We start from the raw sequence: 20,249 nt of genomic DNA, 5'->3' as shown, positions 1-20,249 counted from the left end.
ACAACATTAATGCTTTAACGAATCCATTTCATCCGTATTAACCGTTGCACGGTTTCTGTATAAAGCGATTAAAATTGCCAAGCCAACCGCAGCTTCTGCTGCAGCGACGGACATTGTAAACAGTGCAAAAATTTGTCCCTTTAAATTTGGAAACATCCCTAATTTGCTAAAGGCAACTAAATTTAAATTCGCCGCGTTCAGCATCAGTTCAATACAAACCAATACAATTACTGTATTACGCTTCGTTAATGCTCCAAATAAACCGATGCAAAACAGTATAATCGCAAGCGTCAGGTACGCAGAAGCTGGAATGCTACTCATGCGAATCCCCCTCTTTCTCATCCTTCTTCGCAAGTACAATTGCGCCAACAAGAGCAACAAGTAACAAAACAGACGTTAACTCGAACGGTATTATATATTTCGAATACAACAATTCTCCAATCTGAAGTGTATTTTGCTCATGAAGCAGTACCCCATCTTGAACGCTTCGATTCTCAAAACCTACGTTATTCACCGCAAAATACATCACCGCACCGAATACTGTAACTGCAAGAAAGACAAACAATTTCCGCCAACCAAAATGCGTTTCTTCCTCATCATTATGCTTCGTTAACATAATGCCAAAAATCATAATAATCGTAATCGCACCGGAGTAAATCAAAATTTGGACAACCCCGACAAACTCTGCTGATAGCATAAAATAGAGCCCAGCAATACTAAGGAACGTAAACACTAGAGCGAGCATCATATGCATCACTTTCGTTAAGTTCAGCATAAGTACACCGCCCATCATCGCAAGCAGGCCTAATGCTAAAAATGCTACTAACTCGCCATTCATGCTTTATTCTCCCTTCTCACATTTTGATCATTTTCATCCAGCCACTGTAAATTTTTAAATAAATTATCACGTGAATATTCCGCTAGCTCAAAGTTATTTGTCATCACAATTGCTTCTGTCGGGCAAACTTCTGTACAAAGATCGCAAAGAATACAAATTTCAAAGTTAATATCATACGTATCAATGATCTTCCCTTTCTTCTCTGGATCCGGATGCTTTTTCCCTGTTAGTTGAATACAGTCTGTCGGACAAATATTTGCGCATTGATTGCAAACAATACATTTTTCTGGATAAAACTTTTGAATACCGCGAAAGCGATCTGGAAGTGGTAGCGGCTGATTTGGATAGTCATATGTTACTTTCTTCTTACTTAAGTTACTAAGTGTATACTTTAAACCTTTAAATAATCCTTTCATTGTACTCCTACCCCCTTTTTAGATTAGAAGAACAATTCTTTTATGAATGCAGTTAAGAAAATATTCGCAAGCGCTACTGGCAATAGTACTTTCCAGCCAAACTCCATTAATTGATCGCCTCGTATACGCGGAAACGTCACGCGGAACCAAATTAATAGAAACACAACAGCACTAAATTTCAGCGCAAACCAAACGGCACCTGGAATAAACGATAAAAACGGAATTGGCTGCCATCCCCCTAAGAATAGTACCGTCATAAGCGATGCCATTCCAAAGAAATACACGTACTCAGAAAGCATGAAGAATGCCCAGCGGAATCCCGAGTATTCTGTATGGTATCCAGAAACAAGCTCCGATTCAGCTTCTGGTAAATCAAACGGCGTCCGGTTCAATTCGGCAACAGCTGCGATTAAGAATACGACAAAACCAACTGGCTGCACGAAAATGTACCAAACCCCTTTTTGCGCCTCGACAATTTCATTTAAATTCAAGCTGCCCGTTAGAAGAATTATTCCAATCACGCTCATAACAAGTGGAATTTCATAGGAAATCATTTGCGCTGCGGCGCGCATTCCTCCGAGTAAGGAGTATTTATTGTTAGACGCCCAGCCCCCAGTTACAACGCCAATTGTTGTAATACCAGAGATTGCAATGTAGTACAGTAGGCCAACGCCAATATCAGCAAACTGCAATTTATCTGTAAACGGAATCACTGCTAATACCATAAATGCCGGCGCAAACGCAATGACAGGTGCTAATATGAAGAGGGGTTTATCGGCAGCTTTCGGAATCGTATCTTCTTTTAACAGAAGCTTTAACACGTCCGCTACTGTTTGCAGGAGTCCAAAACGACCTCCCACTTGGTTTGGTCCTATACGCCCTTGCATAAATCCCATTACTTTTCGCTCTGCTAAAATTCCATATGTAACAAAACCAAGAACAACAAACAATAACAACGTTGCTAATCCGAAAAAGATAAGAAAATTCGTCCAGCTTGCGGGTGACTCTAAGAGGTTTTGTATCATCATCCATCAACCTCCCCAAGTACAATATCAACGCCGCCTAAGATTGTAATTAGGTTTGCGATATTCTCACCTTTCAAAATCTTTGGTAAGATTTGTAGATTATAAAAAGATGGACGGCGGAACTTTAAGCGGTACGGCTCTTTCTTTCCATCGCTCGCAATGTAACAGCCAATCTCTCCGCGCGGTGATTCAATTCGAACGAACGCCTCACCTTTTGGTGCTTTAATAATCTTCGGTACCTTCGCTAAAATAACTCCTTCTTTTGGGAACTGCTCTACCGCCTGCTCAATGATTTTCAGCGATTCTTCAATTTCCTCCATCCTGCAAACGTAACGGTCCCAAGCGTCGCCTACTTTACCGACCGGAACATCAAAGTCAAAACGGTCATAAATCGAGTACGGTTCGTCTTTGCGAAGATCCCATTTCACACCTGTGCAGCGCAGGTTCGCTCCGCTTAATGAATATTGCAGCCCATCCTCTGCCGAATAAATACCGACTCCCTTTACACGGTTTAAGAAAATTTCATTGCCGCTCACAAGGTGGTGATATCCCTTTAGCTGCTCCCTCATATACGGAACAAACTCACGCACTTTTTCAATCCAGCCGTCCGGCGCATCCCACTTCACCCCGCCAACACGCATATAGTTAAATGTTAAACGCGCTCCGCATAATTCGTTCAGTAGGTTAATAATCATCTCGCGTTCACGAAATGCATATAAGAACGGACTCACTGCTCCGATATCAAGCAAATTTGTACCCCACCAAACGAGGTGACTCGCCACGCGCCCAAGTTCCATTGCAAGTACGCGTAAATATTCAGCACGCTCTGGTATTTCCAGCCCCATCATCGTCTCAACCGCGTGACAAATGACATAGTTATTTGTCATCGCTGATAAATAATCCATTCGGTCCGTGTAAGGAATAATTTGCGTATACTGCAAGCTTTCCGCAATTTTCTCTGTACCGCGGTGCAAGTATCCAATGACAGGCGTAGCTTCTTTAATTATTTCTCCGTCAATTTTAATAACGAGCCGAAATACACCGTGCGTACTCGGATGCTGCGGCCCTACATTTAAAAGCATTTCTTCTGTACGAATCATATTTGCTACACCTCCACATCAAAAGGCTCGTAATCTTTTCGCAGCGGATAGCCAATCCAATCGTCCGGCATCAAAATACGCTTTAAATTTGAATGGCCTTCAAACACAACGCCAAGTAAATCATACGCCTCGCGCTCCGGCCAATCTGCCCCGCTCCATAACGGTGCAATAGAAGACACTTTCGGCTCGTCCCGGTCAAGCTTTACTTTTACCGCTACAGATTGCCTCTTGCCATAAGAAAATAAATGCACGTAAACTTCCATATGCGTTACAAAATCGGTCGCATGCAATTCTGACATATAATCGAATGCAAATTCGGGACCCACCTTTAAAAGTTCCATCACTTCATAGTAATGCTTCGGCTTCACAATAAGCGTTGGCACATCCTTGGACAATGTATTAATATAGAAATCTTCTAACACATCTTCACCAAATTTTGCTGCAACTCCCTGAACGTATGCATCTAAATATGGCTGATTTCGTGACGGCTCTTCTACTTTCTGTTCTTCTTCCTCTTTCTTTCCTCCAGCCGCCCGGGCCTTTGCCGCGGCCGCAATTGCTTTTGCCTTCTCATCTTCTTCCGGAGCTTCTTCTATTCCCATTTGCTTCGCTATTGCCGCCGCCTTCGCTTTCACTGCTGCCGCTGCCTTGGCTTTGGCCGCTGCAATTACCTTTGCTTTCTCGTCACCCTCTGACGATTCTTCTTCCTTTGCTTTCTGCTTCGCTAGTGCCGCCGCTTTTGCTTTTGCTGCTGCCGCTGCCTTCGCTTTCGCTGCTGCAATTGCTTTTGCTTTCTCGTCACCCTTTGAAGATTCTTCTTCCTTTTCTTTCTGCTTCGCTAACGCCGCCGCTTTTGCTTTTGCTGCGGCTGCTGCTTTGGCCTTCGCTGCCGCAATTGCTTTCGCTTTCTCGTCACCCTCTGACGATTCTTCTTCCTTTTCTTTCTGCTTCGCTAGCGCTGCCGCTTTTGCTTTTACTTTTTCATCATCACCAGATGTTTGTCTTTCCGATGCCTTTTGCGCCGCTAGTTCCTTCGCCTTTACTTTCGCTTCCTCTGCTGCGCGGCGCTTCGCTTCTGCTACATCTATTTCATTCTCATTTGATAGCGCTTTCTCTTTTTCTTCTACAATTTGAATCTCATTTTCCTGACGTGCCGCCAGTCGCTTTTGCGCTTCTTCCTTTGCACGTCTTGCCGCTTCTTTTTTCGCATCATCTATATTTTTATCTTGGTCGCTCATTTATTCGTCACCTGCTTCCCTGTCTTTGCTTCGTAACGAATTTTCTCTTTTAATTTATTAATACCGTAAATTAAAGCTGCTGGATTTGGTGGACAGCCCGGAATGTATACATCCACTGGTACAATTTGATCCACCCCTTTTACAACAGCATACGAATTCACATATGGTCCTCCTGCCGTTGCACAAGATCCCATCGCAATGACCCACTTCGGTTCTGGCATTTGATCATATAAACGACGAACGATTGGTGCCATTTTCTTCGTTACTGTTCCGGATACAATCATGACATCTGATTGACGTGGTGATGTACGGAAGAAAGAGCCAAATCGATCTAAATCATAGTGCGAAGAGCCGACTCCCATCATCTCAATCGCACAGCATGCCAGTCCAAATGTCATCGGCCATAGCGAATTACTGCGAGCCCAGCCCTTTACTTGCTCAAGCGTCGTAAAAAATATATTTCTTTCTAATTCAGCGCGTTCTTGTGGATGAATATCTTCAAAATTTATAGCCATTGTAACACCTTCTTTTTCCAAGCATATGCAAGACCAATGAGTAACATAATAACAAAAATGAGCATCTCCACTAATGCAAATAGACCCAGCGTGTCATACGCTACCGCCCAAGGATATAAAAATACAGTTTCTACATCAAAAATGACAAAAAGCAATGCAAAAATATAATAACGGGCATGGAAGCGGACGTTTGCATCATGAAACGGCTCAATTCCACTTTCATATGTTGTTTTCTTCGCTGTACTCGGTTTATGTGGACGCAGCAACTTTCCCAATGTGAGTGCTACAATCGGCAGTAATATACCCAATAGCAAAAAAATGACGACAATCATATAACTATTTTCATATACATTTTCCATTGTGAAACTCTCTCCCCCCTCACAAATACAAGTTCACTCAGTAAACGTTATGATTGATTTGCACCATTTATTATTTTTTTAATTTTTCTAAATAATGCAATTATAGTTATTATATCAAATTTTAAATTCCTATGTCGATATATTGGGAAAAAGGAACAAAACTTAGAAGAACGCTGTATACATACTTCTATTGATGACTTTGGTACAGGCTACTCATCGTTTGCATATTTATCTCTTTTCCCAATCGATACGTTAAAAATCCCGCGGGAATTTACACAAATGGCCGAGTATCGAGAAGAAGAAAAAGCAATTGTTTCCCTTGCGAATACATTGCGTCTATCTGTTGTTGCTGAAGGAATTGAAACACTAGAACAACTGCAGTTTTTACAAAAGCACGGCTGTGAGTATATGCAAGGTTATTACTTTAGTAAACCGTTAAGCGGTAAAGAATTTCTTCATTTCCTAAGAGATCGGCATGAATCGTAACGTATACAAATATAAAGTGAAACTTCCATGAGTGAGGGAAGCTTTCACCAATAAGGCTCTTACTGCTAATAACTACAAAAAAGCCGCAAAGGTTTATCCCTTTACGGCTTTTTTCTTTACTTCATATTTGAAACGTTCAAACGATTCACTGCACGTTGTAGTGCCATTTCTGCACGTTTGAAGTCAACATGTGCTTGTTTATCTTGCAGACGTTGCTCAGCACGGCGCTTCGCTTCATTTGCACGATGAACGTCGATATGATTTGCTGTTTCAGCAGATGGTGCTAATACTGTTACTTTCTCAGGGCGAACTTCAATAAATCCACCGCTAACTGCTACGTAATCTGTATGTCCACCATTTTTCAAGCGAATTGCACTAACCTTAAGTGGTGCAACAGTTGGAATGTGACCTGGCAAGATCCCCATTTCCCCGCTCTCTGCTTTTACGCTTACCATTTCAACTTCATTTTCGTAAACCGGTCCATCAGGAGTTACAATACTGACTGGAAATGTCTTCATAATTCGTCCCTCCTAAGGCCTTACGCCATCATTTTCTTCGCGTTTTCAACAACTTCTTCAATACCACCAACAAGACGGAATGCGTCCTCTGGAAGGTCATCATGTTTTCCTTCTAGAATTTCTTTGAATCCACGAACTGTTTCTTTTACAGGTACATAAGACCCTTTTTGACCTGTAAATTGCTCTGCTACGTGGAAGTTCTGTGATAAGAAGAACTGAACGCGACGAGCACGATGTACAACTAATTTATCTTCTTCAGATAACTCGTCCATACCTAAGATAGCGATGATATCTTGAAGCTCTTTATAACGTTGCAGCGTTTGTTGGATTTGACGAGCAATTGCATAATGCTCTTCTCCAACGATTTCTGGAGAAAGTGCACGAGATGTAGACGCTAATGGGTCTACCGCTGGGTAAATACCCATTTGTGTTAAACGACGCTCTAAGTTTGTTGTTGCATCTAAGTGAGCGAATGTTGTTGCTGGTGCTGGGTCAGTGTAGTCATCGGCTGGTACATATACCGCTTGGATAGACGTGATAGACCCTTTATTTGTTGATGTAATACGCTCTTGTAATTGACCCATTTCTGTTGCAAGTGTCGGTTGGTAACCTACCGCAGATGGCATACGACCAAGAAGGGCAGATACTTCAGAACCAGCTTGCGTGAAACGGAAGATATTATCGATGAACAGAAGTACGTCTTGCCCTTGCTCATCACGGAAATGTTCAGCCATTGTTAAACCTGTTAATGCAACACGTTGACGTGCTCCAGGTGGCTCGTTCATTTGTCCGAATACCATCGCTGTTTTCTTGATTACGCCAGAATCACTCATTTCATGGTATAAGTCGTTACCTTCACGAGTACGCTCACCTACACCAGCGAATACAGAGATACCGCCATGCTCTTGTGCGATGTTGTTAATTAATTCTTGGATTAATACTGTTTTACCTACACCGGCACCACCGAATAGACCGATTTTACCACCTTTAATATAAGGAGCTAATAAGTCTACTACTTTAATACCAGTTTCAAGAATTTCTACTTTTGTAGATAACTCTTCAAATGCAGGTGCTTGACGGTGAATTGGATCACGGCGTACATCCGCTGCTACTGCTTCACCTAAGTCAATTGCATCACCTAATACGTTAAATACACGGCCAAGTGTTGCATCACCAACTGGAACAGCGATTGCCTTACCAGTATCTTCCACTTCAACACCACGAACAAGTCCGTCTGTAGAAGACATTGCTACTGTACGAACTGTATTATCACCAAGATGAATCGCAACTTCTAAAGTTAAGTTAATTGCATCTTGTTTAATTTTAAGGGCATTGTAGATTTCAGGTAGCTTTCCGCCGTCAAACTTAACGTCTACAACCGGACCCATGATTTGCGTAACGCGCCCTTTATTCATCGGGTTCCCTCCTAGCTTTCTTTAAATTAGCCAGCTTTTCTACGAACAGTCGGCTTTGAATTTTTTTATTTTATTTCGCTTTGAAATATCGCTTCTGCTTTTTAATACTATTCTAATGCAGCTGCACCGCCGACGATTTCCGTAATTTCTTGTGTAATCGCTGCTTGACGAGCACGGTTGAAAGAAAGTGTAAGTGAACCGATAACTTCCATTGCGTTGTCTGTAGCACTTTTCATTGCTGTCATACGCGCTGCGTGCTCGCTTGCTTTACCGTCTAGCAATGCACCGTACACTAAGCTTTCTGCGTATTGAGGCAATAATACTTTTAAAATATCTTCTTCAGATGGTTCAAACTCATATGAAGTTTTTGCTTTTTCAGATGCCACATCAGTAAGCGGTAAAATTTTCTTCTCCGTTACTTCTTGTGAAATCTTACTTACATAATGATTGTAATAAATATACAATTCATCATAAGCACCATCTGTATACATAGAAATTGCTCTTGAAGCAATGTCTTTAATATCAGCAAATGACGGTTGATCAGATAATCCAATTACTTCATCAATGATATTAAAACCACGACGTTTTAAATAATCACGGCCTAGACGTCCTAGTACAATAATCGCGTACTGGTTTGCATCCATGTTGTGACGCTCTTTCACTACGTTGCTTACTGCACGTAAAACGTTACTGTTATATCCACCTGCTAGTCCGCGATCCGATGTAATAACAATATATCCTGTTCGCTTCACAGGACGCGCTGTTAGCATTGGGTGATTTACTCCGCTACCTTGCGCTATATCCGCTACTACTTCTTGAATCTTATTCATATACGGAACGAAAGATTTAGCATTTTGCTCTGCACGGTTTAATTTTGATGCAGATACCATCTCCATCGCTTTCGTAATTTGACTCGTTTTCTTTGTCGAGTTAATTTTTGCTTTTATATCGCGTAAAGATGCCACAGGTTTTCACCACCTTTTTTCCGGAAGTTGGCATGATTAGAAAGACTCTCCGTTTGTTCATCTTCCCAATCTAATTAACAAGTTATACTTGTTCATGATTGAAGGAAAAGAATAGGTGCACCTACTCTTTTCCTCTACATATCCGTTAGCACTCTATGTAAGAGTTGCCTGTTTCTATATTTAAGTAGAGCGGCTACAAGAGCCGGCTCTGCTTTTTGTTATTATTCAGATGCTACGAAAACTTTTTTGAAGCCGTTAATAGCTGCTGCCATTTTTTCGTCTTCAGCAAGTTTTGTTGTTGTACGAATTTCAGTTAATAATTCAGTAGCATTTGTATCTAACCAAGCATGGAACTCCTCTTCGAAACGAGTGATGTCCGCTACTGGGATATCATCTAAGAATCCGCGTGTTAATGCGTAAAGAATCATAACTTGTTTTTCTACTTTTAATGGCTTATGTAAGCCTTGTTTTAATACTTCTACTGTACGTGCACCACGGTTTAATTTCGCTTGTGTTGCTTTATCAAGGTCAGAACCGAACTGAGCGAACGCTTCTAATTCACGATAAGATGCAAGGTCAAGACGAAGTGTACCAGATACTTTGCTCATCGCTTTAATCTGAGCCGCACCACCAACACGAGATACAGAAGTACCTGCGTCGATCGCTGGACGTACACCAGAGAAGAATAGATCAGATTGTAAGAAAATCTGTCCATCTGTGATAGAGATTACGTTTGTTGGGATGTAAGCTGATACGTCCCCTGCTTGTGTTTCGATGAAAGGTAATGCTGTTAAAGAACCAGCGCCTTTTGCATCACTTAATTTTGCCGCACGCTCTAGTAAGCGGGAGTGTAAGTAGAATACATCCCCTGGATATGCTTCACGACCTGGAGGACGACGTAATAGTAATGACAGCTCACGGTATGCAGCTGCTTGTTTAGATAAGTCATCATATACAACTAATACATGTTTGCCGTTGTACATGAATTCTTCACCCATTGTTACACCAGCATATGCAGCTAAGTATAATAATGGAGCAGGTTGAGAAGCAGATGCAGTTACAACGATTGTGTACTCTAATGCACCGTGCTTACGTAATGTTTCAACTACGTTACGAACTGTAGATTCTTTTTGTCCGATCGCTACATAGATACAAACCATATCTTGATCTTTTTGGTTCAAGATTGTATCAAGTGCAACAGCTGTTTTACCAGTTTGGCGGTCACCGATGATTAACTCACGTTGTCCACGACCAATTGGTACAAGAGCGTCAATCGCTTTAATACCAGTTTGAAGTGGCTCATGAACAGATTTACGGTCCATTACACCTGGTGCTGGGCTTTCGATTGGACGAGTTTTTGTTGTATTAATTGGGCCTAAACCGTCTACTGGTTGACCTAATGGGTTTACAACACGGCCGATTAATTCTTCCCCTACTGGTACTTGCATGATGCGACCTGTACGACGTACTTCGTCACCTTCACGAATTTCAGTATAAGGTCCTAAAATAATGATACCTACGTTATTTTCCTCTAAGTTTTGTGCTAGTCCCATAACGCCGTTAGCGAACTCAACAAGTTCACCAGCCATAACGTTATCAAGACCATGAGCACGTGCAATACCGTCACCAACTTGAATAACTGTACCAACATCGCTAACTTCGATCTCAGATTGATAGTTTTCAATTTGTTGCTTTATCAGTGCGCTAATTTCTTCAGCTCTGATGCTCATGCGCTTCACCCCTATCTATTCTTCATAAGTTCACGCTGGATACGTGCTAACTTTCTTTGTAAACTGCCGTCGTAAATGCGGTTTCCAATGCGTACTTTAATACCGCCTAGTAAATTTTCATCTACAACATTTTGAACGCGAATTGCATCTTTTCCTGTTTTCTTTGCAAATACTTCTGCAATGCTAAGCTTCTCATCTTCTGATAAAGAACGAGTAGAGTAAACAATTGCATCAGCTACGTTACGCTCTTCGTTTGCAAGTGCAACATACGTATCTACAATTTCAGGCACTAATGTTTCGCGATGATTATCGATTAAAATATATAACGTGTTTAAAATTGGTTGAGAAACAGTAGAAAACACGTTAGAAAGGAATTGTTTTTTCTCTTCTTTTGAAATGCTTGGTTGTCCTAAAAAAGTATGTAGTTCTTTACTACTTACAAAAATACTTTGTACAAGGCGCAGTTCTTCCTCAAACATTTCTAGTGCGTGTTTATCTTTTGCGATTTGAAAAAGAGCGACAGCATAACGTTTAGCTACAATCTCATTGCTCATCGCGCTTCTCCTACCTCTTTAATATAATCGCGAATTAATTGAACTTGGTCTTCTTCTTTCAATTCTTTTTGCATTACTTTAGAAGCAATTTGTACAGATAAAGAAGCAACCTGTTCTTGCAGAGCAGCAATCGCGTGCTCTTTTTCGCGTTGAATTTCTTGTACAGCAGATTCTTTAATAGATACTGCTTCTTCTTTTGCAGCAGCAATAATACCTTCTTTTTGATCCTCTGCTTGCTTTTTCGCTCTCTCAATCAATTCTTGCGCTTCAACACGTGATTGTTTTAACATTTCACGTTGTTCTTCTACTAACTTTTTCGTCTCTGCATTGTTCTTTTCTGCAGCGTCGATTTCGCTAGAAATATGATTTTCACGTTCCTTCATAATTCCCATTAAAGGTCCAAATGCATATTTACGAAGCAATGCTAATAGAATTAGGAAAACGACTAATGTATAAAGTACCGTTCCGTATGGAACAGCAGCAGCTCCTAATAATAGAGTTGGCACAAGGATTCACTCCCTTCAAAAATCTAAATTAAATAAATGAAAAGACAAGTAATGTTTCATTCATAAAGCAATGGCGAAGAAGGTCCCAAAACGATCTTCGCCACTTATTGTAAGGGGAGCTATCCCTTATTTGTTTAATACGATAAACGCGATTACTACACCGATGATTGGAAGCGCCTCAACTAACGCTACCCCGATGAACATGATTGTTTGAAGTTGACCACGTAATTCTGGTTGACGAGCAACACCCTCAACTGTACGAGATACGATAAGACCGTTACCAATACCAGCACCTAATGCAGATAAACCAATTGCGATTGCAGCTGCGATTACACCTAAACTCATTTTAAAAGTCCTCCTTTTTATCATTAAAAAATAAATTTTGTACTTACTTTAAATATATTAATGGTCGTGGCTTATTTTATGAGCCATGTACACCATCGTTAACATTGTAAAGATATATGCTTGGATAGCACCTACGAAAATACTGAAGCCCATCCATGCTAACATCGGCAGAACAGCACCTAATGCGCCAAACGCACCGCTTGCACCTAACTGAGCAAGTAATGTTAATAAAATCTCACCAGCATAGATGTTACCAAATAAACGAAGACCTAACGTCAATGTATTAGCAAATTCCTCAATCACCTTTAATGGGAGTAAGAATTTCATTGGTTGAATATAGCCTCTTAAATATTCTTTCGTACCCTTCATCTTAATTCCATAATAATGGGTGAGGGTAACTACCATCACGGCTAATGTTAGAGTAACTGCTGGGTCAGACGTTGGAGATCTCCAACCTGCAAGGTGCTCACCACCCTCAGTTACCGTAAGCATGAGCGGCAAACCGAGCATGTTTGCTACAAATATGTACATAATGAGTGTAACTCCAAGCGTTAAAAATCGTCCGCCTGTTTGCCAATCCATCGTACTATTGATCATACCCTTCACGAAGTCCATAATCCATTCAAGGAAGTTTTGCATTCCTGTTGGACGCAAGGCTAAGCGACGTGTACAAATCATAGCGATGATAAATACGATTACTGCCGCAACAGTCGTCATCATAACAGCGGACAAGTCGAATGTTAAACCTAGAAATTCAACTAATTTACCGTGTTCCACTAGTAATTCACCTCTCTTCCCTGCTCTTATATTGTAGATAAAGAAAATCTATGATCATGACAAGATATCCTGTCAGCAATCCTACTCCTAAGCTCCACATCGCTATTAAATATTGATATTTCGCTGCAAATATAATTAATAACCCTATCGTGGCTAATCTCGAATATGTACTCACTGCGGTCGCTTTATACTTTACATTCTCTCCTTGTGTAACGCGATCTAACAGCCTGTCCGTCTTGTGTGCAACGATGCGCAAACTAAGAAAACCGAAAATCGTTCCGATAATCAGCCCCAGAAAGACATCTTTGTATGAGGTAAAGCCCCATCCTAATACAAAGAGTGCGAGAAGGTTGTACATATATTTCTTCTGTCTTTGGACAAGTTCATGTACTTCTATCATCATTGCTCCCCTGAATAAAAGTGTCGAATGAGTCGAATCATAGCATAAACCCCTGTTCCAAGACCTAGTAATAAACCGATTACTAGGAATAAAGGAAACGTTCCAAGCTTACTATCAATCCATTGCCCGCCAAAAATCCCAATTAAAATAGCACCAACGAGCTGAGAAAGAATTCCAGTCATTAAAGCATATGCCTTAAATGGACTACGCTTGTTTTCCTCCAAGGATTCATCCCTCCATATGTAAAGCCTCATTCACTATGCGTTAATAATAACTCATTTTTTTGTATAAATCCTATTCAAATAAAAAAGTTAACTTTTTCGTCACTGAATAGATGAAAAATTGTCAATGAAAACCCTACCATCTATCCCCGTTGTTAGCATACAATAGGGTATTAAACAGTGTCAACGTCAAATCGAAAAAAATCAAAAAATTTGAGTATTAGTCATTTATTGACAGAAATGAAAACGTTCCCCTTCAAAATACTGTTAATAAACGTCTAATCTCCAGGCCTTTTCTCTTTATAATGGAAGAAAAAAGTTCACATTTTTGTCACTATTATTTTTTCCTAATATAACGTTTTCCTTCTGTAATATAACTTTCTCAAGTAGAAGTTTCTATATTATATGCAATTGGACTGTATGTTATGTTGCATAAAAAAACAGACGAGAGGGCATCCTTCTCGTCTGTTGTCTTACTTCGTTCCGAATAAACGGTCACCAGCATCTCCAAGACCTGGTACAACATATCCATGATCGTTTAATTTTTCATCTAATGCAGCAACGTAAATATCCACATCAGGATGGTCCTCTTGTACAACTTTTACCCCTTCTGGCGCACCAACGATACACATTAATTTAATATGTTTCGCACCGCGCTTCTTTAAAGAAGTAATTGCTTCTGAGGCAGATCCGCCTGTCGCTAACATTGGATCAAGTACGATAAAATCACGTTCTTCTACATCAGTTGGAAGTTTCACATAGTATTCTACAGGTTGTAATGTTTCTGGATCGCGATATAAACCGATATGACCTACTTTCGCCGCTGGAATTAATTTTAAAATCCCGTCTACCATTCCTAAGCCCGCACGTAAAATAGGAATTAAACCAAGCTTCTTACCTGCAATCACTTTTGTTTTCGCTTTACTTACAGGTGTTTCAATTTCAATTTCTTCAAGCGGAAGATCGCGTGTAATTTCAAACGCCATCAAACTTGCTACTTCATCTACTAGTTCACGAAATTCTTTCGTACCTGTATTCTTATCGCGAATATATGTAATCTTATGCTGAATTAAAGGGTGATCAAAAACATACAGTTTTCCCATGTGAATCTCTCCTTCAGATGATATTGATGCGTGAGGACACGCCGTTTTTTACACTATGTACGATTGTAAAGAAAACGCCACTAATATTCAAGGGTGAATTTGGTGAAATTTTAAACGTTTCTTTCTTTTACAAGAGTACCTTTACCAATTATGGGAACGACATCCTTCATTATATTTTAAAAATATATTCATGATTTGTATACATACATAGAACGATTTGTATGTTCTTTTTTCTCATATGTAATACTTTTATAGAATGCTCTTTTAAATTCTTATTCAACTAAAGTAATCGTTATTTCAATAAAAAACATGATATATGAAAAAAAGCTGCTGAAACAATACGTTTCAACAGCTTTTTTCTATTATAGCTCTTTATACATTGGGAATTTATCTGTTAAAGCATTTACACGCACGCGTGCTGCCTCTAGTGCTGCTTCATTATCATGATTTTTTAATGTGTAAGCGATAATGGATGCAATTTCATCCATTTCAGCAAGCCCAAAGCCTCTTGATGTTACAGCTGCAGTTCCAATGCGAACTCCGCTTGTTACAAATGGGCTAGCTGGGTCAAATGGAATTGTATTTTTGTTTGTTGTAATACCAACTTCATCTAATACATGCTCTGCAACTTTTCCAGTAATGTTTAAATTGCGAACATCAATTAAGATTAAGTGGTTGTCCGTTCCACCAGAAACAAGTGTAATACCTTCTTTTTGCAGACCTTCTGCTAAGCGACTTGCGTTGTTAATAATGTTTTGCGCATATGTTTTGAAGTCATCCTGCAATGCTTCTCCAAATGCAACTGCCTTTGCAGCGATTACGTGCATAAGCGGTCCGCCTTGAATACCAGGGAAGATGGATTTATCAATTTGTTTTGCAAATTGTTCTTTACATAAAATCATACCACCGCGTGGTCCGCGTAATGTTTTATGAGTTGTTGTTGTTACAAAATCAGCGTATGGTACTGGATTTGGGTGTAAGCCAGCTGCTACAAGCCCCGCGATATGTGCCATATCTACCATTAAATATGCGCCAACTTCATCAGCGATTTCACGGAATTTTTTGAAATCAATTACACGAGGATACGCACTAGCACCCGCAACGATTAATTTCGGCTTATGCTCTTTCGCTTTTTCTAATACATCTTCATAATTGATGTGATGTGTATCAGGATCTACACCGTATTCGATAAAGTTGTATTGTACACCACTAAAGTTAACAGGGCTTCCGTGTGTTAAGTGACCGCCGTGAGATAAGTTCATACCAAGCACTGTGTCACCTTGCTCTAGAATTGTGAAGTATACAGCCATATTTGCTTGTGCACCAGAATGCGGTTGAACGTTTACGTGCTCTGCGCCAAAAATTTCTTTTGCGCGGTCACGTGCGATATCTTCTACGATATCCACATGCTCACAACCACCGTAATAACGTTTCCCTGGATATCCTTCTGCATACTTGTTCGTTAATACAGAACCTTGTGCTTCCATTACGGCTTGGCTTACGAAGTTTTCAGATGCAATAAGCTCGATTTTTGAACGCTGTCTTCCTAATTCTAATTCAATTGCAGCAAACACCTTTTCATCTTGACGTTTTAAATGCTCCATCAAAATCCCCCTTTTCTGAACGAATTACATCTATTTCCGACATTTCCTCTTCATTTTTCAAGAAAAAACGAAAATTCCAGTTGTAATTCTTCTAAACCTTCATGTTTTCAACTACATTCTAACACGACTCTACACATGATAAAAGAAAAAAAAGACCGAATCCGGTCTTTTTTTATTGTAAATTTATGACTTAACTACAAGTAAACGTTTCCTCTTTTACTGCATATACTGCACGCGCCCCGCCAATTAACTTCGGACGCGTCTTTGCCATCGTTACATGCGCATGCCCAATTTCTTTTACACGTGTGCGTACAGGCACAGCTACATGTTTTAAATGCATACCAATGAACGTATCTCCAATATCAATACCCGCATCTGCTTTTACGAACTCTACGATAACAGGATCTTTCATATTATGATATGCATATGTTCCAAGAGCCCCACCTGCTGATCGGACAGGCGTAACATTTACAATTTCGAACTGGTGCTTCTCTGCGACTTCTCTTTCTATGACTAAAGCACGGTTTAAATGTTCACAGCATTGAAACGCTAACGCAATACTACACTGCTCTTGAAATTGTTTTAACGCAGAAAAAATCGCTTCCGCTACTTCCATCGTTCCCGATGTTCCAATTCTTTCACCTAGCACTTCACTCGTACTGCAGCCCACAACAAAAATGTTCCCATTTCGCAGCGAAGCTTGTTCTTGAAACTCAGAAAGCGCTGTTTGCAGCTGCTCTTTCAATTGTAATATTTCATTCATTACGCTCTTCCTTTCGCAGGTAGGTTCAACAAATTATATTAACTCTTACTAGAAGTTAGAATACGATTACTTCGCTTCGTATGTTTTAATTTTCCCTACACGATTCTCGTGACGGCCGCCTTCATACTCCGTTGTTAACCAAATTTTCGCGATATCACGTGCTAATCCAGCTCCGATTACACGCTCCCCCATTGCTAACATGTTCGTATCGTTATGTTCTCTCGTTGCTTTTGCACTAAATGTATCATGTACTAATGCGCAGCGAATGCCATGTACTTTGTTTGCTGCAATTGACATACCGATGCCTGTTCCGCAAATTAAAATACCGCGGTCTACCTCACCACTTGCAACCATTTCTGCCGCTGGGAATGCAAAATCAGGGTAATCTACAGAACCCGCTTCGCACTCACACCCTAAATCAATATATTCAATATTTAACTCTTCTAATAGACTTACGATTTCTTTGCGAATATTCACTCCGCCATGATCAGATGCTACTACTACTTTCATTCTGGACCCCTCCAAATATAAAGTGAAACTTCCGTTCGGAGATGTTTTTTCTCCGAATGGTTAGTTGAACCAATCGGGCACATGCCAGCGGGTTTCTCTTCTCCCCCACTAACAATGAACTGAACAGTTGACCCCCATCTCAAACCTTTGAGATATATTACCCGTTAAATCGATATAATCTCCAATATCGTATTATACACGAAACATTAGCTTTCTGAATGATTTTTCAGCAAAGTTTGCACAAGTTGTTCCATTTCTTCCAGCGTTGCTTTATAAATAGCAAGCGAGCCGCCAAAAGGATCAGAAATGTCCTTATTTGTACCTTCTACAAATTCATATAATGTATGCACTTTTCCGTTTACTTCTGGATGATGTGCCAGCAAAAGCTGCTTATGTCCCGTTGTCATTGTTAATACAACATCAGACCACTCTAGCAACTCTTCCGTCACTTGCTGAGAAGCATGGGCAATTGAAATTCCTTTTTCTTCTAACGCACTTTTTGCATGCGCAGATGCATCACTGCCCACTGCGGCAAATACGCCCGCAGATTGCACTTCAAAATGCCTTTCTCCATGATGCCGTAATAACGCTTCTGCCATCGGACTGCGGCATGTATTGCCTGTACAAACGAATAATACTCGCTTCACCAAACACCAACTCCTTATGATGAATATGTATTTTCATCATAACGCACAATGATAATGAAAAAAAGAAATGTATATATAGAAAAACGCATTTCTTCTAGAAGAAATGCGCTCTCATTACATCTGTGAAACCCTTTTTCCAAGTAACTGCAATATGGTAATACATGGCAGGGAAAAATCTACTGTTATTCTTTCATCCACAAAAAAGAAATCCACTTCAAATATGAAATGGATTCCTTATGAATCAAAACAATTATTTCATTGTTACTTTCATTACTTCTGTTGAACCTTTTGTAGCTGTTACGCCTATAGTTGTTTCAATAGATGCTGTTGCATCTGTGTTTGTAATAACGATTGGTGTAATTGTGCTTTTTGCTTTTTCACGAATTAATTCTAAGTCGAAAGAGATTAATTTATCGCCAACTTTAACAGTTTGTCCTTCAGCTACATGTGCTTCGAAACCTTCGCCTGCCATTGTTACAGTTTCCAATCCAACGTGGATTAAGATCTCTGCACCGTTTTTCGATTTAATACCTACAGCATGTTTTGTGTGGAATAATTGCACGATTTCACCGTCTACTGGAGATACTACTACACCTTCAGTTGGATCGATTGCAACACCATTTCCCATCATACGGCCAGCGAATACTGGATCTGGCACTTCTTCAATATTTTTCACTTCTCCAGTTAATGGAGCTACGATTGTTTCTGCATTTGTTTTAGAACCAAGACCAAATAATTTTTTAAACATAGGATAATCCTCCTTATATTCCTTACCTACAATACACTTGAGCTCAATAATTACAACCCTTCGCTTTACTAGCATAAAACGTTTTCGATATGAAAAAGAGAGTTGTCAATTAGACCCTTATTGTATCGCCTTGCAAAATTCCAGTCAATTCAGACAGTCTGAATTCAAATGGAAAGAAGTGAACTTCTTCATTTCTATTTAAGCTTTTTTTCTTTCAGTTGTCTAGAAGTCTTAACAACATAATTATTTTTTGTTCACCATTTGTAAAATTTTTTGTTGTTTTTTTAAAAAGTTACTTGACTAAAATAAGTAACTATTTTATTATTACTTACATAAGATAAGTAAATAACTTTTTTAGGAGGTATTATAAAATGATGAACATTGGTCTTCTTATTATTCGTCTTATTATTGGGGTTACATTCATGGGACATGGTGCTCAAAAATTATTCGGCTGGTTTGGCGGCTATGGTTTAAAAGGTACTGGCGGCTGGATGGAATCAATCGGCTTACGACCAGGAGTATTTATGGCGTTTATGGCTGGGGCAACTGAATTACTAGGTGGTTTCTTATTTGCTGCTGGTATTTTCACTTGGGTAGGGGCTCTATTTATTGTCGGTACAATGTTAATAGCTATCTTCACAGTTCATGGTAAAAATGGTTACTGGGTTACACAAAACGGTTTTGAATATAACCTTATCTTAATCGCAGTTGCAGTTGGCGTTGCTCTTATTGGACCTGGCGCTTACACTTTAATTTAACTTATTATCTTGAATTCGAGATATTTATCCCGCATTAACGGGCAGTAAGACCCCCACTGATGGAAGTTTCACTTTACCAACTCAGTCCCTCACAATTGTGAGGGATTTTTTTCTTCCATTATATTGAAGCTTGTCACTTCAGGAAAATGATCCGTGCTAGAGGAAGGATCCATATTCTCCTCAATCCCTAACATGTTTTTTAATACTAATATTACATCCTCTATTGTAGTGTCTTCCCTTTGGAAATTTTCTTCTAAATCCATTTCATTAATATCCGGAAAATCAATTATCAATAACTTGTGGAAGCCCATTATCAACATTGAATCCAAACCCAAATCACTAATCAATGAACTGGATAATGTAATTTTTCATCATGCCCAGTAATTTCAGCTCAATGTTTGAATGCGCGAACATCTACTTTAAAATCCACGTCCCCACTGATGGACTTTTCACTTTATCTCTAAAAAAGAGTGTCATCGCTAAAAATTTTATCCTGCCCGAACATTCATCAAAGAAGCTTTACAATTATTTTCTTGCAAAAATTTCCCAGGTTCCCCAAGACAGACTGCATATGCTTGGATCAAGTTAAGATAAATGCTGAATCTTTAAGCCAAATATATGTAAAACATCTATTTTTTAAACATTCAATATATTTTGTTACAAAACTATTATTTGTATACCTTTCCATGAAAAATTATGGTAGATTGA

Annotated in this window: 26 protein-coding genes and 2 pseudogenes; 2 read left to right on the top strand and 26 right to left on the bottom strand. The window is 39.7% G+C overall.

Annotated features, from left to right (window positions below; translation table 11 throughout):
• Window positions 1-6: 6 nt before the first annotated feature.
• From nuoK to LRP84_RS06350, 8 genes are read right to left on the bottom strand one after another with little or no spacing between them, the layout of a single operon-like run.
• Window positions 7-321, bottom strand: a complete 315-nt coding sequence (gene nuoK, locus LRP84_RS06385; protein WP_098307154.1) for an NADH-quinone oxidoreductase subunit NuoK — start codon at window positions 319-321, stop codon at window positions 7-9.
• On the bottom strand, window positions 314-838 hold the full coding sequence (locus tag LRP84_RS06380; protein ID WP_230574306.1) for an NADH-quinone oxidoreductase subunit J: 525 nt from the start codon (window positions 836-838) through the stop codon (window positions 314-316). The genes nuoK and LRP84_RS06380 overlap by 8 nt, the downstream gene beginning before the upstream one ends.
• Window positions 835-1,254 carry an NADH-quinone oxidoreductase subunit NuoI gene (gene nuoI, locus LRP84_RS06375; protein WP_230574305.1) on the bottom strand — a complete coding sequence of 140 codons (420 nt, stop codon included), beginning with the start codon at window positions 1,252-1,254 and terminating at the stop codon, window positions 835-837. Before nuoI ends, LRP84_RS06380 begins: the two co-directional genes overlap by 4 nt.
• 23 nt (window positions 1,255-1,277) lie before the next feature.
• Window positions 1,278-2,279 (bottom strand): NADH-quinone oxidoreductase subunit NuoH, encoded by a 1,002-nt coding sequence (gene nuoH / locus LRP84_RS06370; RefSeq protein WP_230574403.1) that lies wholly within the window; start codon window positions 2,277-2,279, stop codon window positions 1,278-1,280.
• Window positions 2,279-3,379, bottom strand: coding sequence for an NADH-quinone oxidoreductase subunit NuoD (nuoD, locus tag LRP84_RS06365; RefSeq protein WP_230574304.1), 1,101 nt, complete (start codon window positions 3,377-3,379; stop codon window positions 2,279-2,281). Before nuoD ends, nuoH begins: the two co-directional genes overlap by 1 nt.
• A gap of 5 nt (window positions 3,380-3,384) precedes the next feature.
• Window positions 3,385-4,617 carry an NADH-quinone oxidoreductase subunit C gene (locus LRP84_RS06360; protein ID WP_230574303.1) on the bottom strand — a complete coding sequence of 411 codons (1,233 nt, stop codon included), beginning with the start codon at window positions 4,615-4,617 and terminating at the stop codon, window positions 3,385-3,387.
• Entirely contained in the window at window positions 4,614-5,132 is a 519-nt protein-coding gene (nuoB, locus tag LRP84_RS06355) for an NADH-quinone oxidoreductase subunit NuoB (RefSeq protein WP_020061447.1), read from the bottom strand. Before nuoB ends, LRP84_RS06360 begins: the two co-directional genes overlap by 4 nt.
• Window positions 5,123-5,491 carry an NADH-quinone oxidoreductase subunit A gene (locus LRP84_RS06350; RefSeq protein WP_230574302.1) on the bottom strand — a complete coding sequence of 123 codons (369 nt, stop codon included), beginning with the start codon at window positions 5,489-5,491 and terminating at the stop codon, window positions 5,123-5,125. Before LRP84_RS06350 ends, nuoB begins: the two co-directional genes overlap by 10 nt.
• 156 nt (window positions 5,492-5,647) lie before the next feature.
• Here LRP84_RS06350 and LRP84_RS06345 point away from each other — a divergent pair.
• Window positions 5,648-5,977: pseudogene (locus tag LRP84_RS06345) on the top strand (EAL domain-containing protein); the annotation flags it as partial.
• A gap of 116 nt (window positions 5,978-6,093) precedes the next feature.
• Here the strand turns inward: LRP84_RS06345 and LRP84_RS06340 are convergent.
• From LRP84_RS06340 to LRP84_RS06265, 17 genes and pseudogenes are all read right to left on the bottom strand, one after another.
• Window positions 6,094-6,495: a F0F1 ATP synthase subunit epsilon gene (locus LRP84_RS06340; protein WP_230574301.1), complete on the bottom strand. Its 402-nt coding sequence runs from the start codon at window positions 6,493-6,495 to the stop codon at window positions 6,094-6,096.
• 20 nt (window positions 6,496-6,515) lie between these two features.
• Window positions 6,516-7,910 (bottom strand): F0F1 ATP synthase subunit beta, encoded by a 1,395-nt coding sequence (gene atpD, locus LRP84_RS06335; protein WP_230574300.1) that lies wholly within the window; start codon window positions 7,908-7,910, stop codon window positions 6,516-6,518.
• A 107-nt stretch (window positions 7,911-8,017) separates the two neighbouring features.
• On the bottom strand, window positions 8,018-8,875 hold the full coding sequence (gene atpG / locus LRP84_RS06330; protein ID WP_230574299.1) for an ATP synthase F1 subunit gamma: 858 nt from the start codon (window positions 8,873-8,875) through the stop codon (window positions 8,018-8,020).
• Window positions 8,876-9,096: 221 nt separating this feature from the next.
• Window positions 9,097-10,605 (bottom strand): F0F1 ATP synthase subunit alpha, encoded by a 1,509-nt coding sequence (atpA, locus tag LRP84_RS06325; protein ID WP_230574298.1) that lies wholly within the window; start codon window positions 10,603-10,605, stop codon window positions 9,097-9,099.
• Window positions 10,606-10,616: 11 nt separating this feature from the next.
• The gene (locus LRP84_RS06320) at window positions 10,617-11,159 is read right to left on the bottom strand and encodes a F0F1 ATP synthase subunit delta (protein ID WP_098307130.1); all 543 of its coding nucleotides are present in this window, start codon (window positions 11,157-11,159) and stop codon (window positions 10,617-10,619) included.
• On the bottom strand, window positions 11,156-11,665 hold the full coding sequence (atpF, locus tag LRP84_RS06315) for a F0F1 ATP synthase subunit B (protein ID WP_230574297.1): 510 nt from the start codon (window positions 11,663-11,665) through the stop codon (window positions 11,156-11,158). The genes LRP84_RS06320 and atpF overlap by 4 nt, the downstream gene beginning before the upstream one ends.
• A 126-nt stretch (window positions 11,666-11,791) precedes the next feature.
• Window positions 11,792-12,010 carry a F0F1 ATP synthase subunit C gene (gene atpE / locus LRP84_RS06310; protein ID WP_098307126.1) on the bottom strand — a complete coding sequence of 73 codons (219 nt, stop codon included), beginning with the start codon at window positions 12,008-12,010 and terminating at the stop codon, window positions 11,792-11,794.
• A gap of 57 nt (window positions 12,011-12,067) precedes the next feature.
• Window positions 12,068-12,787, bottom strand: coding sequence for a F0F1 ATP synthase subunit A (gene atpB, locus LRP84_RS06305; RefSeq protein ID WP_230574296.1), 720 nt, complete (start codon window positions 12,785-12,787; stop codon window positions 12,068-12,070).
• Window positions 12,788-12,794: 7 nt separating this feature from the next.
• Window positions 12,795-13,187 (bottom strand): ATP synthase subunit I, encoded by a 393-nt coding sequence (locus LRP84_RS06300; protein WP_098307121.1) that lies wholly within the window; start codon window positions 13,185-13,187, stop codon window positions 12,795-12,797.
• Complete coding sequence (locus LRP84_RS06295) at window positions 13,187-13,411, bottom strand: AtpZ/AtpI family protein (protein WP_230574295.1); 225 nt, start codon at window positions 13,409-13,411, stop codon at window positions 13,187-13,189. The genes LRP84_RS06300 and LRP84_RS06295 overlap by 1 nt, the downstream gene beginning before the upstream one ends.
• A gap of 26 nt (window positions 13,412-13,437) precedes the next feature.
• Window positions 13,438-13,551 (bottom strand): annotated as a pseudogene (locus tag LRP84_RS22535) (DUF4024 domain-containing protein).
• A gap of 330 nt (window positions 13,552-13,881) precedes the next feature.
• Entirely contained in the window at window positions 13,882-14,511 is a 630-nt protein-coding gene (gene upp, locus LRP84_RS06290) for a uracil phosphoribosyltransferase (protein ID WP_230574294.1), read from the bottom strand.
• Between the two features lie 362 nt (window positions 14,512-14,873).
• On the bottom strand, window positions 14,874-16,115 hold the full coding sequence (glyA, locus tag LRP84_RS06285; protein WP_230574293.1) for a serine hydroxymethyltransferase: 1,242 nt from the start codon (window positions 16,113-16,115) through the stop codon (window positions 14,874-14,876).
• A 190-nt stretch (window positions 16,116-16,305) separates the two neighbouring features.
• The gene (locus tag LRP84_RS06280; protein ID WP_230574292.1) at window positions 16,306-16,878 is read right to left on the bottom strand and encodes a TIGR01440 family protein; all 573 of its coding nucleotides are present in this window, start codon (window positions 16,876-16,878) and stop codon (window positions 16,306-16,308) included.
• A gap of 66 nt (window positions 16,879-16,944) precedes the next feature.
• Complete coding sequence (gene rpiB, locus LRP84_RS06275) at window positions 16,945-17,388, bottom strand: ribose 5-phosphate isomerase B (protein ID WP_230574291.1); 444 nt, start codon at window positions 17,386-17,388, stop codon at window positions 16,945-16,947.
• A 206-nt stretch (window positions 17,389-17,594) separates the two neighbouring features.
• Window positions 17,595-18,035, bottom strand: coding sequence for a low molecular weight protein arginine phosphatase (locus LRP84_RS06270; protein ID WP_230574290.1), 441 nt, complete (start codon window positions 18,033-18,035; stop codon window positions 17,595-17,597).
• A gap of 250 nt (window positions 18,036-18,285) precedes the next feature.
• Entirely contained in the window at window positions 18,286-18,783 is a 498-nt protein-coding gene (locus LRP84_RS06265; protein WP_230574289.1) for a PTS sugar transporter subunit IIA, read from the bottom strand.
• A 371-nt stretch (window positions 18,784-19,154) separates the two neighbouring features.
• Between LRP84_RS06265 and LRP84_RS06260 the strand changes: the two genes are divergently transcribed.
• The gene (locus LRP84_RS06260) at window positions 19,155-19,541 is read left to right on the top strand and encodes a DoxX family protein (protein WP_230574288.1); all 387 of its coding nucleotides are present in this window, start codon (window positions 19,155-19,157) and stop codon (window positions 19,539-19,541) included.
• 89 nt (window positions 19,542-19,630) lie between these two features.
• On the opposite strand, the gene LRP84_RS06255 is transcribed toward LRP84_RS06260, so the two are convergent.
• Window positions 19,631-19,804: a hypothetical protein gene (locus LRP84_RS06255; protein ID WP_230574287.1), complete on the bottom strand. Its 174-nt coding sequence runs from the start codon at window positions 19,802-19,804 to the stop codon at window positions 19,631-19,633.
• Window positions 19,805-20,249: the final 445 nt, after the last annotated feature.

Source organism: Bacillus rhizoplanae (assembly GCF_917563915.1).
Lineage (GTDB): Bacteria > Bacillota > Bacilli > Bacillales > Bacillaceae_G > Bacillus_A > Bacillus_A rhizoplanae.
Note: the sequence above shows the minus strand (reverse complement) of the source record. Positions and strands in the feature narration are given on the sequence as shown.

Coding starts and splice junctions, on each gene's coding strand:
- nuoK (WP_098307154.1), bottom strand. CDS start 321: ATGAGTAGCATTCCAGCTTCTGCGTACCTGACGCTTGCGATTATACTG.
- LRP84_RS06380 (WP_230574306.1), bottom strand. CDS start 838: ATGAATGGCGAGTTAGTAGCATTTTTAGCATTAGGCCTGCTTGCGATG.
- nuoI (WP_230574305.1), bottom strand. CDS start 1,254: ATGAAAGGATTATTTAAAGGTTTAAAGTATACACTTAGTAACTTAAGT.
- nuoH (WP_230574403.1), bottom strand. CDS start 2,279: ATGATACAAAACCTCTTAGAGTCACCCGCAAGCTGGACGAATTTTCTT.
- nuoD (WP_230574304.1), bottom strand. CDS start 3,379: ATGATTCGTACAGAAGAAATGCTTTTAAATGTAGGGCCGCAGCATCCG.
- LRP84_RS06360 (WP_230574303.1), bottom strand. CDS start 4,617: ATGAGCGACCAAGATAAAAATATAGATGATGCGAAAAAAGAAGCGGCA.
- nuoB (WP_020061447.1), bottom strand. CDS start 5,132: ATGGCTATAAATTTTGAAGATATTCATCCACAAGAACGCGCTGAATTA.
- LRP84_RS06350 (WP_230574302.1), bottom strand. CDS start 5,491: ATGGAAAATGTATATGAAAATAGTTATATGATTGTCGTCATTTTTTTG.
- LRP84_RS06340 (WP_230574301.1), bottom strand. CDS start 6,495: ATGAAGACATTTCCAGTCAGTATTGTAACTCCTGATGGACCGGTTTAC.
- atpD (WP_230574300.1), bottom strand. CDS start 7,910: ATGAATAAAGGGCGCGTTACGCAAATCATGGGTCCGGTTGTAGACGTT.
- atpA (WP_230574298.1), bottom strand. CDS start 10,605: ATGAGCATCAGAGCTGAAGAAATTAGCGCACTGATAAAGCAACAAATT.
- LRP84_RS06320 (WP_098307130.1), bottom strand. CDS start 11,159: ATGAGCAATGAGATTGTAGCTAAACGTTATGCTGTCGCTCTTTTTCAA.
- atpE (WP_098307126.1), bottom strand. CDS start 12,010: ATGAGTTTAGGTGTAATCGCAGCTGCAATCGCAATTGGTTTATCTGCA.
- LRP84_RS06300 (WP_098307121.1), bottom strand. CDS start 13,187: ATGATAGAAGTACATGAACTTGTCCAAAGACAGAAGAAATATATGTAC.
- upp (WP_230574294.1), bottom strand. CDS start 14,511: ATGGGAAAACTGTATGTTTTTGATCACCCTTTAATTCAGCATAAGATT.
- glyA (WP_230574293.1), bottom strand. CDS start 16,115: ATGGAGCATTTAAAACGTCAAGATGAAAAGGTGTTTGCTGCAATTGAA.
- LRP84_RS06280 (WP_230574292.1), bottom strand. CDS start 16,878: ATGAATGAAATATTACAATTGAAAGAGCAGCTGCAAACAGCGCTTTCT.
- rpiB (WP_230574291.1), bottom strand. CDS start 17,388: ATGAAAGTAGTAGTAGCATCTGATCATGGCGGAGTGAATATTCGCAAA.
- LRP84_RS06265 (WP_230574289.1), bottom strand. CDS start 18,783: ATGTTTAAAAAATTATTTGGTCTTGGTTCTAAAACAAATGCAGAAACA.
- LRP84_RS06260 (WP_230574288.1), top strand. CDS start 19,155: ATGATGAACATTGGTCTTCTTATTATTCGTCTTATTATTGGGGTTACA.
- LRP84_RS06255 (WP_230574287.1), bottom strand. CDS start 19,804: ATGGATTTAGAAGAAAATTTCCAAAGGGAAGACACTACAATAGAGGAT.